We start from the raw sequence: 14,590 nt of genomic DNA on the forward strand, positions 1-14,590 counted from the left end.
CTCCCAATTAAACCTTGTTTTACTTCAGTTTATCATTTTCGTAGCGGTGACTCAGCTCCAATTTTGGAAAGGCTTGTTGCCGCAGCACTTCATAAATCACAATGGCAGCTGAATTGGACAAATTTAATGCCCGAATGTGCGCATCATCCTGTGGAATTCGAATGGCTTGTTGCGCATACCGCCGCATAAAGGGTTCTGGCAGCCCAGTCGTTTCCTTACCAAACATAAAGTAGTAATCTCCGCCAGCAACATCGGTGTAATCGTGCTGCGTATAGGCATATTCAGCAAACTTAGAGACCAGAAAAAGTCGCTGAACATCCGGAACCGTGGCCATAAACGCTTGCAAAGTCTTGTGATAGCGAATATCCACCTTATCCCAGTAATCTAATCCAGCCCTTTTCAAGTGGGCATCATCAACTGAAAATCCTAGTGGTTCAATCAAGTCTAAAATGGTGTCAGTCCCCGCGCAGGTCCGAGCAATGTTGCCGGTATTAGCGGGCATTAAAGGTTCAAACAATACAATGTGGTTAGCCATAGCGAAACCCCTTATCTTTTGAAAGTTATAAACGCATTACATAAAAAAACGCAACCCCTCGGTGTCAACACGGCGAGGAACTGCGTTAATGAAGTGCAAATTCGACAGTAGCTGACGATTTCTCGACATCCACTCCCGAACGATTTCTCAACAAATAATATAACGCGATTTAACCAAGAATGCAAGATTTTTCGTGAATTACGACGGTTATATTGATCACTATTTGGTTTGCAATCGTTTTCACCTACTCTTCAGTGATTGATGCCATCCTTTCCGACTCTGACACCAGTAGGTTAACCTAGTCAAGCTGACCGTTTAATTCCCAAAGAACCTCAAAAATTGCTATAATAACAGGTAGATTCCAAACTGCATTTTAAAAAAGGAGAATGAAATTGAAATTCATTGAACCGCTCGTTTCCAATTATCCCGCATTAACTAAGTCAATCACTCAGCAAACCGTGCGTGCGACCATCGCCGATAATCTGACGGATGGTGGAACTACTCCTAGCAAGGGAATGATTGCTGAAAGTACCGTGTACGCCCACGATCACCAACTATCGTTAACGATTATGATTCGGCCACGTGGCGGAGACTCGGTATATAGTGATCCTGAGCTAAAAATTATGGAAGCCGATGCATTAGATGCTCAGCAGCTTGGGGCGGATGGCATCATCGTTAGCGCCCTCACCGCAGACGGCCAAGTTGACACCGAAGCCATGGCAAACTTGATTGCTGCCGCTGGCGGTATGAGTGTTACTTTTGGTACGGCGGTTGATGAGCTAAACGACGCACAATTAGCTGACAACTTGAAGTGGTTGGCTGACAATGGCGTTGAAAAAGTCCTCACTAAGCCTGCTAGTCAGCCCGATCTCGCCCGTTTGTCAAAGCTCAACAACATCGTCGGCGCTGCTGGAATGCAACTAATCGTCTGGACATCCAGTGATACCCAACCTGATCAATTAAATGAACAACTGGGATTGAACTACTTTTTACAACCTCAAAAATAGGGGGTCAACTGTACTCAACTTGAATCCACATCAGTGATTGAGTTTCTTTAGGGTTCTCATAAATTGAACTGATAGCTAACTACTTGCTTGAGCGCAACCAAGTTTTTAATAAAAAAGCGCGTCCAGATAAAAACTCATTAGGAGTATGATCTGGTCGCTTTTTTTAACCTGATTTTTAAAATAAATTCTGCACATTGACCTTTAACGGCAATGCGAAAAATTCCGGATTAATGTTGACAATTAAGAATAATCGGGCAGTTAAGCTACTCGTCATGTATTTAACCAATCCCAGATTTGTCACCGCTTATTAAAGCTGACTTTCGCGGGCGATCAATTTGGCAAAGTCTACTGGCAGCGGCGCATAACAAGTTACCTGTTGTTGTGCAAACGGATTATAAAAGCTCACACTCGCACAGTGCAGAGCCTGACGATGAATCCAGGGGTTGGTTTGCTGACCATAAAGAAAATCCCCAACTAATGGATGCCCAATACTAGCCATGTGGACACGAATCTGATGGGTGCGACCCGTATGCAGTCTCACCCGTAAAAGCGTGCTAGCCCTCATTAATTTGACCCGCCAATATTCAGTCTGGGCAGGCCTGCCATCTGAGCGCACCATGCGTTTGATGAAGGAATCTGGCTCCCTACCTAACGGGGCATCAATAATATCATGTGTGGTATGAAGTCGACCCGTGACAACACAAAGATATGTTTTCTTTAATGTATGTTGCTTTAACTGGGTATCCAAAACGGTATGGGCAAAATGGTGCTTAGCAAAGATCACCACCCCGCTGGTTTCACGGTCCAATCGGGTGACAATGTGGGTAACTTGACTCGGGGCATTCGTCCGCTGCAGATATCCCTTGACCCGGTTAACCAGCGAGTCATCTGGATAAAGGTGTGAAGGCACTGAGGCCACCTCGGCCGGTTTATTGACAACCAAAAAATGGTCGTCCTCATACAAAATTACTAATGGTGTTGCTGAAGCAGCAACATGGTCACTGGCAATTTCTGGTGGTAACGTCACCTCCAGCTTTTGGCCAGTCTGCATCTTGTAATTGACCCGAACGATTTGACCATCGACCTTAATTTGACCACCTGAAAACTTGATTTGTTTTAACAGCGTTCGGCTAATGCCTTGCTGCCGCATAAACGTCCTGACATAAATCGGTGAATCTTCGCGGTACTGCCAGGCAAACTTAATCAATTGGTTTCACCCCAATAAACGATTCAGACACCCGTTTCCAAAACTGGGTGTGTCGGTATTGTGCAAAGGCAATTCGCTGCTTAGAAATTTTAAAATTAACGGCTTTGATCGACCGGTTTTCAATCGTCATCTGATCGCAGGTCATCAAGTTTTCATCCAGCCGGACTGGTTCGACCCTGACCCATTCTGTCGGCGAAATAATGATTGGTGAACCCAGTGTTCTAAAAACGCGGTTATTGATGGAGGCAATTTCTGAAACTTGAACAACGTCTAATTCAGAACTGATAACAGCCCCGCCAGCCGACTTATTGTAAGCCGTTGAACCAGTTGGCGTTGAGACACACAGGCCATCGCCACGGAATAATTCAAACAATTGGTCTTTAATGTAGACGTTAGCAAGCATCGTCCCGGTGACTTTCTTGATTGTCGATTCATTCAGCGCTAGCAATGATTGATGTTCACCGCTGTTATATTCAATATCGATGTCTAGTAACGGATAACTCACACTTTGACCATTATCATGAGCCAAGCTATCAATCAGTTCGTCGACTTCGTAATCTCGCCAGTCGGTATAAAAACCTAAATGACCCGTGTGAATGCCGACGAAGCGAATGCTCGCTAACTGATCTTGGTAGTGGTGAAACGCCGTTAGCAATGTCCCATCACCGCCAACGGTGATCACAATGTCAGGGTGGTCATTATCAAACGTTAAATGTTCATCTCTGATCTTGGCACGTAACGCATTCGACACGTGAGCCGATGCCTGTCCCGGATTACTAAAAATGCCAATCTTCATTACGATTCATCCCTCTTATTTGGCTGCTGAGGCTCAGGTCGTTTACCATACGAAAAAAGATGTTGAGCCTCTTCAATTTCTTCCCGAATTTCTGACATTTCCGTGTCCAGTTTAAACGCTGCTTCAGCTGCCCGTTGAAGCCGAGCGCTTAATTCTTCTGGAAATTCACCTTGATATTTGTAGTTTAAAGAATGTTCAATGGTTGCCCAAAAGTTCATAGCCAGTGTCCGGACTTGGATCTCAGCTAGAATTTTCTTTTCGCCAGTGACCATCTGAACCGGATATTCGATGACAATATGGTACGAACGGTAACCGCTGGGCTTTTCATTATGAATGTAATCGCGTTCTTCAAGAATCGTGAGGTCTGAGCGCTTCCTCAGCAAATCAACGACCTGGTAAATATCCTCGACGAACTGGCACATAATACGTAGCCCGGCAATATCTTGCATGTCTTGTTCAAGCCGCTCTTCAGTCACGTGTCGGCGTGTCATTTTCTCTTTAATACTGTCGACCGGTTTAACACGTCCGGTCACGAATTCAATCGGTGGGCGCTGATTTTGATTCTGATACTGCTTGCGCATCCCCCGAAGTTTAACTTTAAGTTCATCCACCGCCTGGTTGTACGGTAGTAGAAAATGATCCCAATTTTCAATCAAGCTGTTCACCTCGAAATGATTACAGTGGTTTGTGGATTGTTTTACAAACAGACTTCATTTTAGCATATTTTTCAACGGCTGGGTGGCTGGAGCCTTGAAGTTTCTGTTAACTTCCTTTACACCACTATTTTGCTCACAAAATTATTGTATAAAAATGGAAAAGCTGTTTTAGCCGGCAGTATCACCTTTGGAACCGATTTCGGCGTTTAAGTTAGTTTGGCGACTGGCCTAAATCCTTGCAATTCGCTCAAAATGCTATATCATTACTTTTGAACTGATGGTCGTTTACTTGGTAACGACTAAATAATGGAGGAAATTACTTTGCTAGAAGTATATCTTTTTATCAACCCATTAGGCAGTCGCTGTATGAAGTCGGAAAAAAGCATTCTACGTCTCGCTGATCAAATTTTCGGCGAAGTTTCTTACCAGTTTATTCCGTTACTGAATCCGCAAATGATTGATCAACGTATGAAAGTGAACAATCTGGACTGCCATAATTTGAGCCTTAGAAATCAACAGTTTAACCTGCATTACAGGACTATTCTGGACTATAAAGCGGCCCTCTTTCAAGGTAAGAAAAAGGGCCGGCTCTTCTTGCTAAACTTGCAAGATCAGCTTGTTGAACAAGACGTTCCCTACTCTGAAAAGCTCGTCTTTGATGTTGCTGACCAGGTCAATTTAGACGTTGATATGTTTGGCGAAGATCGTAATTCGGAACTCGCCCAGCGTGCATTTCAGGCTGACCAACGATTAGCCTCTGAGATGAATGTTGCTGATCCTTCTACAGCAATTATCTATAACGCGGACGTGTCTGATTGCGGACTAATGCTGTCTGACGTTACCTACCAGAGCTTGTATGAAATCTGCGAGAATAGCGGACTGCTGGCTAAGCAAGCGTTGGCTAGACAAAAGCAAGCACCAAACTTACATATCTTATGATGTGAGTCTTTTAAAAAAGTAGACAATTGATGCTTTACCCGGATGATATTTGAAATTTAATGAATCAACTTGTGAACTATCATGAATAAAGCGGTATCAGCTGAATTTTCATCATTGGAAATTCAAAGCTGGTACCGCTTTATTTTGCCTTAGTGACAGCGAGTCACTGGCTGCCATTCTCGGTCATGCCGAACTGGTTATTGCCATGAACAACTACTCATGACACAGCACAAGCCACTACCCAAAAATTAACCCATTGATTTAGCAAGCTTTTCAAATTGATCAAGTCGCTTCTCAAATTGGGCAAAGGCCTGATCCAAGTAGTCAGTCTTGGTCATATCAACACCGGCCTTTTGCATCACTTGGATCGGATAATCCGAACTACCAGATTTTAAATAGTTCAAATAGGCAGCCCGTTTATTTTCATCACCACTGAGGATGCGGCTAGCGAGGGTGTTCGCCGCTGCAAATCCAGTCGCATATTGATAAACGTAATAGTTATAGTAAAAATGTGGAATACGTGACCACTCATCAGCAATTTCTGGATCAGAGATCACCGCATCACCATAGTACTTTTGGTTGAGTTGTAAGTAATGTTGACTGAGAAAGTCGGCTGTTAATGGATGACCGGCACCATCCTGTTCATGAACAAAATGTTCAAATTCGGCAAACTGGGTCTGGCGGAAAACAGTCCCCTTAAACCCATCCAAATAGTGGTTCAAAACGTAAGCTTGAACCTGCTTATCAGGATAGGTCTTCAGTAGGTAATCCGTTAGCAGTGTTTCGTTAGTTGTCGAAGCAATTTCGGCAACAAAAATTGAATAATCGCCATATTGATAGGGCTGGTTATGTGTCGTGTAATAACTGTGCATGCTGTGTCCCATTTCATGAACGAGTGTAAACAAACTTTCCAAGTTATCCTGCCAGTTTAAAAGAATATAGGGTGAAGTATCATACATTCCTGACGAATAGGCGCCTGAACGTTTACCCTTATTTTCCACCACGTCGATCCAACGCGAATTAAAGGCCTCTTTTACGTGGTCTAAATAATCTGGGCCTAGAACCGCCAAAGCCTTTAAGGCTTCTTCTTTGGCTTGTTCAAAGCTATAGGATAACTTTGGTTCACCAGTGATTGGCGTATAAAGATCATACATGTGCAACTCGGGAAGCTTCAAAATTTGTTTTCGAAGTGCCACGTAGCGATGCAACAACGGCAAATGTTCGTTAACACTTGTAACTAATGCATCAAACACACTGACTGGGATGTGGTTAACACCCATTGCCGCTTGACGAGCATCCGAATAGTGATGCGCTTTAGCTAGAAAGTTGTGAGTCTTTACATTTCCCATCAAAGTTGAGGCAAAAGTATGCCGGAATTGATGATAAACAGCGTATAGCTGCTTAAAAGCCATTTGCCGGACTTCCGGCTTAGTCGACTGAATTAATTGATCATAGATTCCCTGCGATAACTGAACAGAATTACCATCATTATCTTCAACGGCAGGAAATTCCAAATCAGCATCGTTGAGCACGCTGAATGTATCGCTAGAGGCATTCAACGCATCTCCCGCCTGCGCTAACAATTTTTCCGCTGCTGGAGTTAAAACGTGATCACGCTCATCCGTGATGGTTCTTAGATAATGCACGTAGGGCTTTAATTCTGGGGCATTTTTTAACCAATCTTCTAAAGTTTGACGATCAATTGCTAACAGTTCTGGTTCAAACCAGGCAATGTTACTGCCCAAACGAGTCATTAGCATCTGAGTCCGACCGCTCAGCGCTTGATTAATGGCGTTTGAAGTATCTTGATCGTGTTTCAAAGAAGCGTAGACATAGAGCTTTTCAGCTGGTCTAATGGCACTAAGAATCCCTTCGATAACTTTCAATAATGATTTTGGCCCATTCTTTAACTCACCTTGAAGGGCTGGCAACTGGTCAATTTGTGATGAAACGGCTTCGAAGGCTTGTTCAAAAGCCTTTTGATCGTGATAAATTGGGGTCAAGTCCCAAGTCAATTCTGGGCTGACCTGTTTTCTGGTCGGTAATTGTTTCACTTCTGCCAACGACAACACTTCCTTTAAAACCAATTTTATTACTGCAACTAGAATACCACAGGACCGCTATGGTATGGCAACCAATTGCCACGCCTTTTGATCGAGACGTTTTAAGATACCGTGTTGCTGCATCAGCAAGGCGAATTGCTCAAGCTGCCGTCCCCAACTGTCAATGACTTGTTGGGTTGAACATTGAATTAGCTGTGCGCCTTCAAAATAAATGCTGATCTTGGCAGCCCATTTTTCAAAATCAAGTTGTCTGACCAGCGATCCTAGTCGCTGAGATCGTAACAAAACGACCATCAAAAAGCACCAAAGAACTGGCGCCTCACAGTTCAAAGGCTCGGCACCATTAAAATGATAGCAAACCAGTGGCATATCTTGTAATAAACTACCGTGTTCATAGCAGAACTGCTGTAAACGAAGCCATTTAGGAGTCTTGTAGTGAAGCCCCGCTTGAACCTGGGTTTGAATCTGCTGTTTAATGACCTTAACAGAGACTGGTTTTAACTGTGCAAAATAACCATTGTGACTGGTTTTAACATAGCCCTGCAATTCCCCCATGGCGCTTAAAGTTAGGTGGTGCCATACCACTAATTGTTGCTGATCAGTTTGCCAGAATAATAAGTACCACCCTAATTTTTTGGAGTAACGCAACCACTTTTCAGCTTGTCGGACCCGCTTCATTTTCGCCAAATACTGTTCGCCAAGAATCCAAACGACGTCCAAACCAGCTTTTTGATAGCCTAAATTACGATCCTGCAGTTTAATCGCTGAAATTGGTGAACATTGGTATTCGATTGCTAAGGAGTGATGTTTACGACGCAATAATAGGTCCGGTCGTTGTGCAATTTGTTTTAAATACGGTTCGAGTTCCACCTCACCAGTCCCAAAATAAGTCGCTATTTGCCACTTCCCTGTTAGATGGGCCTGAGTTTCAGACTCACTGAACGGTCGACAAAGTGAATGTGCATGATGGGCAAAGTGAGCAATCGTGCGTCGGCCACGTTTCAAAATGACCTGTTCACGGCAACTGGGACAAAAATAAATGGCTTCCCGTTTGGCATCGGCAGCCTTGATTTGCATCTCCTGTTCGGTATGGGCAACTAGCATGCCAAAACTCCTTTCAGTTCACTCTTTATCAATAACTACGAAAAAGCGCTGCGATAGTTTACACTACCACAACGCTTTTTCATTATTCAAACTATTCCGTTGTTCTCATTTATGCTTTAAAATAACGGCGGGTCAATTCAAGCGCAGTCTGCGCCATGATTTTCTTTCCGTGTTCATCCAGAACATCGGCGGTAATCTTCGTTTTTTCTGCATATTCATAAGCAACAGCGAGTTCATCTTTAATACTTCCGGGGGACGCTTCATTCACCCGAAAAATCAATTCCAAATAGTAATCATTCTTGTAATGATACAAGTTTGAAGCAACATCTGACAGTTTAAGTGCATGAGCAATTGAGATCATATCGTCAAAACTATGAAGCTTGAGCACTTGTGTATGAAGTGGTGAAGACTTAGTCACTGAAGACTGATTATTGTCCGCGGCTGGCTGATTCTTCGATTCATCAGCACTACTATCGGTTTGCATCAACTGCCGTTTTAGGAAATCTGGCACGTCATCTTCATTAACCATTTCAATATCCGGTGAATCACTGTCATTTTCGCCAGTCATTGCACCATCATCGGCACCACCCTTACTGATAAACAGCTCGAGTCCATTACGATTTGGCAAGACTTGAAAAGTCACAGCATCAGTTTCTTGAAATTGGTGATCAACGTCAACTTCTTCCAAAATACTATAGAAAAAGCTTTCAATTTGCTTGTGGTTACCAAGCAGATCAAGGACGGTAATCCCCCGTTGGGTTAAATCATCATTGCCAATCAACACGCGAATCGTGTTCTCGTTAATTCTTTCCATTTCCATGACCCAACACCTCTTTCTGCCCGCACCAAGATTTACCTATCTCTATACTAAAGATTTTTCTCAGTTTGTAAAGTATCTGGCTTGAATTAATCCCATAAAAATTAGGTGTGAAAATCCAGAAGCTTCGCGGGTCAACCTGCATTTTGCAACTCAATAAACCTACCAACGATTTCATTAATGTTACTTTGAAGATTACTATAAACTCTGACTAATTTATTTTCAACCCTTCAAGAGACATTTACGCTTTCAATCAGCACCAGCGGCTTTCAATGCCTTTTCCAATTCCATAATGCGAATGTGCCGGGGTAAAAAGCGGCGGATCTCATCTTCATTGAACCCAACCTGTAACCGTTTATTATCGAATAAAATTGGCCGGCGCAACAAACCAGGATAAACCGTGATCAATTTTATTAATTCGCTGACTGGCAGCGAGTCAAGGTCAACCGTTAATTCTTGATAGTCTTTTGAACGTTTGGAAATGATATCTTCCGTACCGTTCTCAGTGAGTTGCAGGATCCACTTAATTTGTTTAACACTGGGTGCCTGCACAAAAATATTTTGCTCAACGAAATCGACCTCGTGAGCTTTTAGCCATTTTTTTGCCTTGCGGCAGGATGTACAACTAGGGGAAGTAAATAAAGTGACCGTCATTTGAATGACCTCCAAACTTTTCAGAATTAGGGGCTTTCGTTAGTTCTAATATAACAAAATCCCGGCTCTGTGAGAATGGACTTCACTAAAAGGTCTCAAACATGTCAGTGATTCATCACAATTTCACCGCAAAGGTTTTCCGTAAATCAGCTAACGCAACTGGGATGTTACCAGCACTTTCTTGAGCTTCTTGCTTCAAAGCCTTCAAATCACCCGTCTGTGGCAAATGGGTCAGTAACAGTTGACCAACAGTCGCTTCAAAAGCAACTCGGCCAGATTCACTAGCAGTCATATGCCACTTTGGACCGGTCTTGTCGTCAAAGAAGTTTGTGTCAGTCATTAATAGGTCAGCATTTTTCGCAAACGGAATCAGTTCGGGAATATAATCAGTGTCAGCTGTAAAGACCAGTGTCTCACCAGTTTGATTCTCAACGATTCGCATCCCAAATGCAGGTACAGGGTGCTTCATGGTTAAAAATGAGACCGTTAGAGGCCCAATGTGCAGTGTGTCATCGGCACCGTAGCCTTTTCCTTGTGAAGCATGCGGCCAAGTAAGGCTACCAAAGTTCAGCGGATCAGCTGTTGGCCCGTAGATTGGTAATGTTTGTAAATTGGGACGCTCTTCATGCAATTGCCAGTAATACTGCAGTACGCCAACGTCTGCTACATGGTCATGGTGGTAGTGAGACAGGATCACGGCATCAAGCTGCAGTGGATCGAGAACCTTCTCAAGGCTTAACAGTGCCCCACTGCCGCAATCCATAAGTAAGTGAAACCCGTTAGATTCAATCAAATAGCTACTGGTACCAATGCCATTTGCAGGGTAGCCTCCATAGTAACCTAGTACCGTTATTTTCATAATAATGCTTCCTTTCAGTCCAAAATATAATCACTCATCAGAAGTTGGCATGATTGCTAATTTTGACTTATAAACTGTATAATAATAAGTGACAAGAAGGAGGAATGATTATGATTACTCGACTTAGTATCACCTATGGCAGTCAACAAGTACTATCCGACCTCCAAAAGCGTTATTCAGATCGGCCGATGATTCTACTGGACTCTTCAACCTCTGGTGAACAATTAGCCTTGCTGGATGTTTCCGGTCAGGAGTCTGTCTTTAGCTCACCAGTCCATTATGACATCAAACTCCATCGTGGGACAACCGACTGGCAAGGATTTATCAACTTTATTTATTTGGCTAATCTTTCAGCAGATGACCAAAAGGTGTTCAATTCAAAGGCTAACCACTTTGTCACCACTGAAGCTATGCCTGAGGGAATGCGTTCGATCTACTTTATGAAGGACCAAAAGAACCGTTCTAACAACATCATTTTATCAACTTGGGAAACTACTGAAGATTTTGCTGTCTGGAAACATGATCCATCTTTTAAGCCTTTTAACTATTTCTTGACCACGCAAAATAATTATCACGAAGCTAGTTACCACCCAGTTGAACCCTCATAAGCTAGGGCAACATCATAGCAATCAATGAAGTGAAATCAAGGTGATACCAAATGAATTTAACCAAGTAACCTTGGAAATTCGTTTGGTATCACTTTATTTAGGCAAATCCAAGTATGTATATCAATTGAGATATATGATATTCATGCCCCTGCTACTGGGCGCAGCGAGCTTTAACATAATGAAAAGGAAGACCAATGTGCAAAATCAAGCAACTAAAAAGCTATCACCTTTTAAGAAGCCATCAAAAGATCAACAAGTATTGATTGACACGGCAAAGTCCTTTATTTGTCAGCATCTGAGGGATACAAAACCGGCTGTTTTGGTCATCACTGGCGATGCTGGTACAGGCAAAAGCGTGGTATTAAGTCAATTATTTTACGAAATACAGCGCGAGTCACACCACCAACATAATCAGTTATCAGGAACCAATAATTACTTTATTGTTAATCACCCAGAGTTACTGAAAGTTTATCGAAACCTTGCTGGTCAGCTACCGAATATGTATAAAAAGAATTTTCAACGGCCAACTTCACTCATCAACCTAATGAATAAGCAGCATAACCAGTTTGATGTGGGTGTAATTGATGAATCACATTTATTACTATCTCAGCCCGACCATTACAATCATTTTTACGGCACTAATCAATTACTGTCCCTGCTTAAAATTGCACACGTCTTAGTGATTGTTTTTGACGAGCACCAAGTTCTGAGATTAAAAACATACTGGACCAAAAAGCGCTTGCAGTCGTTGCTAGCTCCCTTCACTCAAAAGTGGCTTCATTTAACTCATCAATTCCGAATGGAAGCTGATCCAAGCCTGATTAATTGGATCAACCACTTTACGGGGGATCAACAACTCTTGCCAATCCAAAAAGGTTTTCAAAATCATTATGATTTCAAAATTTTTAATGATGCAGAAGCTATGCGTCAGCAAATTGTCAACCAAAATAAACGCGTTGGGTTAGCGCGAATCGTATCAACCACTGGTTATCCGTCTACTTTGGATGGTGGACACCACTATATTACAGAGGGTAATTTTAGTCTTCCCTGGGATCAGTATAATTACTCCTCCACACCCTGGGCGGAAATCCCCGAAACGATTAACGAAGTCGGTTCAATCTACACCTGTCAGGGCTTTGATTTGAACTATGTTGGCATTATTCTTGGTCCACTCGTCAACCTTTCCCAAGACGGTCATTCGATAATCATCGATACTGATAAAATCACCGATGTCGAATCATTTAAACGACGCCAGGATATGAACGATCCAAAAGAAGTTCTACAGGCAAAAGTGACTTTGAATTTAAATGCGATCAATGTTTTGATGAAACGTGGCATCAAGGGATTATACATTTTTGCCCATGACTCACGGCTAAGAGAACGCCTATACCATGATTATCAACTTAGTTTACAATAACCAGACCTAGTCTTTCTCGCTCAACAGCTGAACCATTACAGATCACCAATCGGCAGACTTAGACTGTATCGTTCTGTTTCAAATAAACGATAGATTCAAAAAACCACTTTTGATCAATAACGACCAAAAGTGGTTTATTTATACAATAATCGCTAAATAAAGCGATGTCGTTCATGGACGGTCCGTACGAGACTCGAACTCGTGATCTCCTGCGTGACAGGCAGGCGTCCTAACCAGCTAGACCAACGGACCATTCGAATTGCGGGGGCTGGATTTGAACCAACGACCTTCGGGTTATGAGCCCGACGAGCTACCAGACTGCTCCACCCCGCGATAATATGATAATGACCCGTACGGGATTCGAACCCATGTTACTGCCGTGAAAGGGCGGTGTCTTAACCACTTGACCAACGGGTCATACATTTCTATATAAAACTAAAAACTACAACGGAGAAAGAGAGATTCGAACTCTCGCGCCGCTTTCGCGACCTACACCCTTAGCAGGGGCGCCTCTTCAGCCACTTGAGTATTTCTCCAAATGGGCCTAAATGGACTCGAACCATCGACCTCACGCTTATCAGGCGTGCGCTCTAACCAGCTGAGCTATAGGCCCAAAAAGCGGGTAACGAGAATCGAACTCGCGACAACAGCTTGGAAGGCTGTGGTTTTACCACTAAACTATACCCGCATGGGACTTCTTAATCTTAATGGCGCGGGACGGAATCGAACCGCCGACACACGGAGCTTCAATCCGTTGCTCTACCGACTGAGCTACCGAGCCATATAAACGGTCCGTACGAGACTCGAACTCGTGATCTCCTGCGTGACAGGCAGGCGTCCTAACCAGCTAGACCAACGGACCATGCAATTGCGGGGGCTGGATTTGAACCAACGACCTTCGGGTTATGAGCCCGACGAGCTACCAGACTGCTCCACCCCGCGATAATAAGGAGGATGAGAGATTCGAACTCTCGCGTGGTTTGACCCACCTGACGGTTTTCAAGACCGTTCCCTTCAGCCAGACTTGGGTAATCCTCCATAATGAAACTATTTAAATGATCAATGGTAAAGGACCATTATGGACCTTGTAGGACTCGAACCTACGACAGGACGGTTATGAGCCGTCTGCTCTAACCAACTGAGCTAAAGGTCCGAGCCAAAGATCAAATCGCGGCGGGGGGGATCGAACCCTCGACCTCCCGGGTATGAACCGGACGCTCTAGCCAGCTGAGCTACACCGCGATGGCGTTTAAATAAACCTGTCAAAAACTATTTATTTAAATCGGGAAGACAGGATTCGAACCTGCGACCCCCTGGTCCCAAACCAGGTGCTCTACCAAGCTGAGCTACTTCCCGTTTAAATGCACCCAGTAGGAGTCGAACCTACAACCTTCTGATTCGTAGTCAGACACTCTATCCAGTTGCGCTATGGGTGCAAAATAATAATATATTAACTTAAATGCCGAGGACCGGGATCGAACCGGTACGGTCATCACTGACCGCAGGATTTTAAGTCCTGTGCGTCTGCCAATTCCGCCACCCCGGCGTATATGACATAAGCGGAAGACGGGATTCGAACCCGCGACCCCCACCATGGCAAGGTGATGTTCTACCACTGAACTACTTCCGCATATTTAGTTGAAATGCCGACTAGAAGATTCGAACTTCCGACCCCCTGTTTACAAGACAGGTGCTCTACCAACTGAGCTAAGTCGGCAACACAATAGATATAGTATCAAATCTAACTTTCAATGTCAACATAGTGTTAACTATGAGCCGTGACAGTCTCGAACTGTCGACCCTCTGATTAAAAGTCAGATGCTCTACCAACTGAGCTAACGGCTCAATGGAGGATACAGGGCTCGAACCTGTGACCCTCTGCTTGTAAGGCAGACGCTCTCCCAACTGAGCTAATCCTCCATCTGATA

13 protein-coding genes and 19 tRNA genes are annotated in these 14,590 nt (G+C 43.6%); 4 read left to right on the top strand and 28 right to left on the bottom strand.

Annotation, left to right across the window (positions count from 1 at the left end; translation table 11 throughout):
- Positions 1-19: 19 nt before the first annotated feature.
- Positions 20-535, bottom strand: a complete 516-nt coding sequence (locus tag GM612_RS09730) for a tRNA (cytidine(34)-2'-O)-methyltransferase (RefSeq protein WP_155432188.1) — start codon at positions 533-535, stop codon at positions 20-22.
- A 392-nt stretch (positions 536-927) separates the two neighbouring features.
- Here GM612_RS09730 and GM612_RS09735 point away from each other — a divergent pair, with 392 nt between their 5' ends.
- Positions 928-1,542: a copper homeostasis protein CutC gene (locus GM612_RS09735; protein ID WP_246147707.1), complete on the top strand. Its 615-nt coding sequence runs from the start codon at positions 928-930 to the stop codon at positions 1,540-1,542.
- Positions 1,543-1,849: 307 nt separating this feature from the next.
- On the opposite strand, the gene GM612_RS09740 is transcribed toward GM612_RS09735, so the two are convergent.
- Genes GM612_RS09740 through yjbM form a run of 3 tightly spaced genes read right to left on the bottom strand, consistent with a single transcriptional unit; the run spans position 1,850 to position 4,201 of the window.
- The gene (locus GM612_RS09740) at positions 1,850-2,746 is read right to left on the bottom strand and encodes an RluA family pseudouridine synthase (protein WP_343031883.1); all 897 of its coding nucleotides are present in this window, start codon (positions 2,744-2,746) and stop codon (positions 1,850-1,852) included.
- Complete coding sequence (locus GM612_RS09745) at positions 2,742-3,545, bottom strand: NAD kinase (protein ID WP_155432191.1); 804 nt, start codon at positions 3,543-3,545, stop codon at positions 2,742-2,744. Before GM612_RS09745 ends, GM612_RS09740 begins: the two co-directional genes overlap by 5 nt.
- A complete protein-coding gene (gene yjbM / locus GM612_RS09750; protein ID WP_155432192.1) occupies positions 3,545-4,201 on the bottom strand; it encodes a GTP diphosphokinase in 657 nt (218 codons plus the stop codon). Before yjbM ends, GM612_RS09745 begins: the two co-directional genes overlap by 1 nt.
- A 321-nt stretch (positions 4,202-4,522) precedes the next feature.
- Here yjbM and GM612_RS09755 point away from each other — a divergent pair, with 321 nt between their 5' ends.
- Complete coding sequence (locus GM612_RS09755) at positions 4,523-5,140, top strand: DsbA family protein (RefSeq protein ID WP_173021261.1); 618 nt, start codon at positions 4,523-4,525, stop codon at positions 5,138-5,140.
- 248 nt (positions 5,141-5,388) lie between these two features.
- Here the strand turns inward: GM612_RS09755 and pepF are convergent, their stop codons facing one another.
- The 5 genes from pepF to GM612_RS09780 all read right to left on the bottom strand — a co-directional run bounded on the left by pepF (position 5,389) and on the right by GM612_RS09780 (position 10,637).
- The gene (gene pepF / locus GM612_RS09760; RefSeq protein ID WP_155432194.1) at positions 5,389-7,203 is read right to left on the bottom strand and encodes an oligoendopeptidase F; all 1,815 of its coding nucleotides are present in this window, start codon (positions 7,201-7,203) and stop codon (positions 5,389-5,391) included.
- 57 nt (positions 7,204-7,260) lie between these two features.
- Positions 7,261-8,307 (bottom strand): competence protein CoiA, encoded by a 1,047-nt coding sequence (locus GM612_RS09765; protein ID WP_155432195.1) that lies wholly within the window; start codon positions 8,305-8,307, stop codon positions 7,261-7,263.
- Positions 8,308-8,416: 109 nt separating this feature from the next.
- Positions 8,417-9,127: an adaptor protein MecA gene (locus tag GM612_RS09770; RefSeq protein WP_155432196.1), complete on the bottom strand. Its 711-nt coding sequence runs from the start codon at positions 9,125-9,127 to the stop codon at positions 8,417-8,419.
- A 246-nt stretch (positions 9,128-9,373) separates the two neighbouring features.
- Positions 9,374-9,778 carry a transcriptional regulator Spx gene (gene spx / locus GM612_RS09775; protein ID WP_155432197.1) on the bottom strand — a complete coding sequence of 135 codons (405 nt, stop codon included), beginning with the start codon at positions 9,776-9,778 and terminating at the stop codon, positions 9,374-9,376.
- Between the two features lie 115 nt (positions 9,779-9,893).
- The gene (locus GM612_RS09780) at positions 9,894-10,637 is read right to left on the bottom strand and encodes an MBL fold metallo-hydrolase (RefSeq protein ID WP_155432198.1); all 744 of its coding nucleotides are present in this window, start codon (positions 10,635-10,637) and stop codon (positions 9,894-9,896) included.
- Positions 10,638-10,747: 110 nt separating this feature from the next.
- On the opposite strand from GM612_RS09780, the gene GM612_RS09785 reads away from it, so the two are divergent.
- On the top strand, positions 10,748-11,245 hold the full coding sequence (locus GM612_RS09785; RefSeq protein WP_155432199.1) for a hypothetical protein: 498 nt from the start codon (positions 10,748-10,750) through the stop codon (positions 11,243-11,245).
- Between the two features lie 196 nt (positions 11,246-11,441).
- A complete protein-coding gene (locus tag GM612_RS09790) occupies positions 11,442-12,662 on the top strand; it encodes a DUF2075 domain-containing protein (RefSeq protein WP_343031880.1) in 1,221 nt (406 codons plus the stop codon).
- A gap of 178 nt (positions 12,663-12,840) precedes the next feature.
- Here the strand turns inward: GM612_RS09790 and GM612_RS09795 are convergent.
- The 19 genes from GM612_RS09795 to GM612_RS09885 form a co-directional block, all read right to left on the bottom strand.
- Positions 12,841-12,914 (bottom strand) — tRNA-Asp (locus tag GM612_RS09795).
- A gap of 7 nt (positions 12,915-12,921) precedes the next feature.
- A tRNA-Met gene (locus GM612_RS09800) sits at positions 12,922-12,995 on the bottom strand.
- A 12-nt stretch (positions 12,996-13,007) separates the two neighbouring features.
- A tRNA-Glu gene (locus GM612_RS09805) sits at positions 13,008-13,079 on the bottom strand.
- 31 nt (positions 13,080-13,110) lie between these two features.
- Positions 13,111-13,198 (bottom strand) — tRNA-Ser (locus tag GM612_RS09810).
- Between the two features lie 3 nt (positions 13,199-13,201).
- A tRNA-Ile gene (locus tag GM612_RS09815) sits at positions 13,202-13,275 on the bottom strand.
- A gap of 4 nt (positions 13,276-13,279) precedes the next feature.
- Positions 13,280-13,350: transfer RNA gene (locus GM612_RS09820), tRNA-Gly, on the bottom strand.
- A 20-nt stretch (positions 13,351-13,370) separates the two neighbouring features.
- Positions 13,371-13,443 (bottom strand) — tRNA-Phe (locus GM612_RS09825).
- Positions 13,444-13,450: 7 nt separating this feature from the next.
- Positions 13,451-13,524 (bottom strand) — tRNA-Asp (locus GM612_RS09830).
- Between the two features lie 6 nt (positions 13,525-13,530).
- Positions 13,531-13,604, bottom strand: a tRNA-Met gene (locus tag GM612_RS09835).
- Between the two features lie 6 nt (positions 13,605-13,610).
- Positions 13,611-13,700, bottom strand: a tRNA-Ser gene (locus GM612_RS09840).
- A gap of 41 nt (positions 13,701-13,741) precedes the next feature.
- Positions 13,742-13,815: transfer RNA gene (locus GM612_RS09845), tRNA-Ile, on the bottom strand.
- Positions 13,816-13,830: 15 nt separating this feature from the next.
- Positions 13,831-13,904 (bottom strand) — tRNA-Met (locus GM612_RS09850).
- Between the two features lie 40 nt (positions 13,905-13,944).
- Positions 13,945-14,018: transfer RNA gene (locus GM612_RS09855), tRNA-Pro, on the bottom strand.
- 6 nt (positions 14,019-14,024) lie between these two features.
- Positions 14,025-14,098: transfer RNA gene (locus tag GM612_RS09860), tRNA-Arg, on the bottom strand.
- A 24-nt stretch (positions 14,099-14,122) separates the two neighbouring features.
- A tRNA-Leu gene (locus GM612_RS09865) sits at positions 14,123-14,208 on the bottom strand.
- A 12-nt stretch (positions 14,209-14,220) separates the two neighbouring features.
- Positions 14,221-14,292 (bottom strand) — tRNA-Gly (locus GM612_RS09870).
- A gap of 14 nt (positions 14,293-14,306) precedes the next feature.
- Positions 14,307-14,379: transfer RNA gene (locus GM612_RS09875), tRNA-Thr, on the bottom strand.
- Positions 14,380-14,434: 55 nt separating this feature from the next.
- Positions 14,435-14,507, bottom strand: a tRNA-Lys gene (locus GM612_RS09880).
- Between the two features lie 2 nt (positions 14,508-14,509).
- A tRNA-Val gene (locus GM612_RS09885) sits at positions 14,510-14,582 on the bottom strand.
- Between the last annotated feature and the right edge of the window lie 8 nt (positions 14,583-14,590).

The organism is Secundilactobacillus folii, from assembly GCF_009720675.1.
Lineage (GTDB): Bacteria > Bacillota > Bacilli > Lactobacillales > Lactobacillaceae > Secundilactobacillus > Secundilactobacillus folii.

Excerpts from the sequence above, each read along its gene's own strand:
- GM612_RS09730 (WP_155432188.1), bottom strand. The coding sequence starts at position 535 with ATGGCTAACCACATTGTATTGTTTGAACCTTTAATGCCCGCTAATACC.
- GM612_RS09745 (WP_155432191.1), bottom strand. The coding sequence starts at position 3,545 with ATGAAGATTGGCATTTTTAGTAATCCGGGACAGGCATCGGCTCACGTG.
- GM612_RS09765 (WP_155432195.1), bottom strand. The coding sequence starts at position 8,307 with ATGCTAGTTGCCCATACCGAACAGGAGATGCAAATCAAGGCTGCCGAT.
- GM612_RS09770 (WP_155432196.1), bottom strand. The coding sequence starts at position 9,127 with ATGGAAATGGAAAGAATTAACGAGAACACGATTCGCGTGTTGATTGGC.
- spx (WP_155432197.1), bottom strand. The coding sequence starts at position 9,778 with ATGACGGTCACTTTATTTACTTCCCCTAGTTGTACATCCTGCCGCAAG.
- GM612_RS09780 (WP_155432198.1), bottom strand. The coding sequence starts at position 10,637 with ATGAAAATAACGGTACTAGGTTACTATGGAGGCTACCCTGCAAATGGC.
- GM612_RS09785 (WP_155432199.1), top strand. The coding sequence starts at position 10,748 with ATGATTACTCGACTTAGTATCACCTATGGCAGTCAACAAGTACTATCC.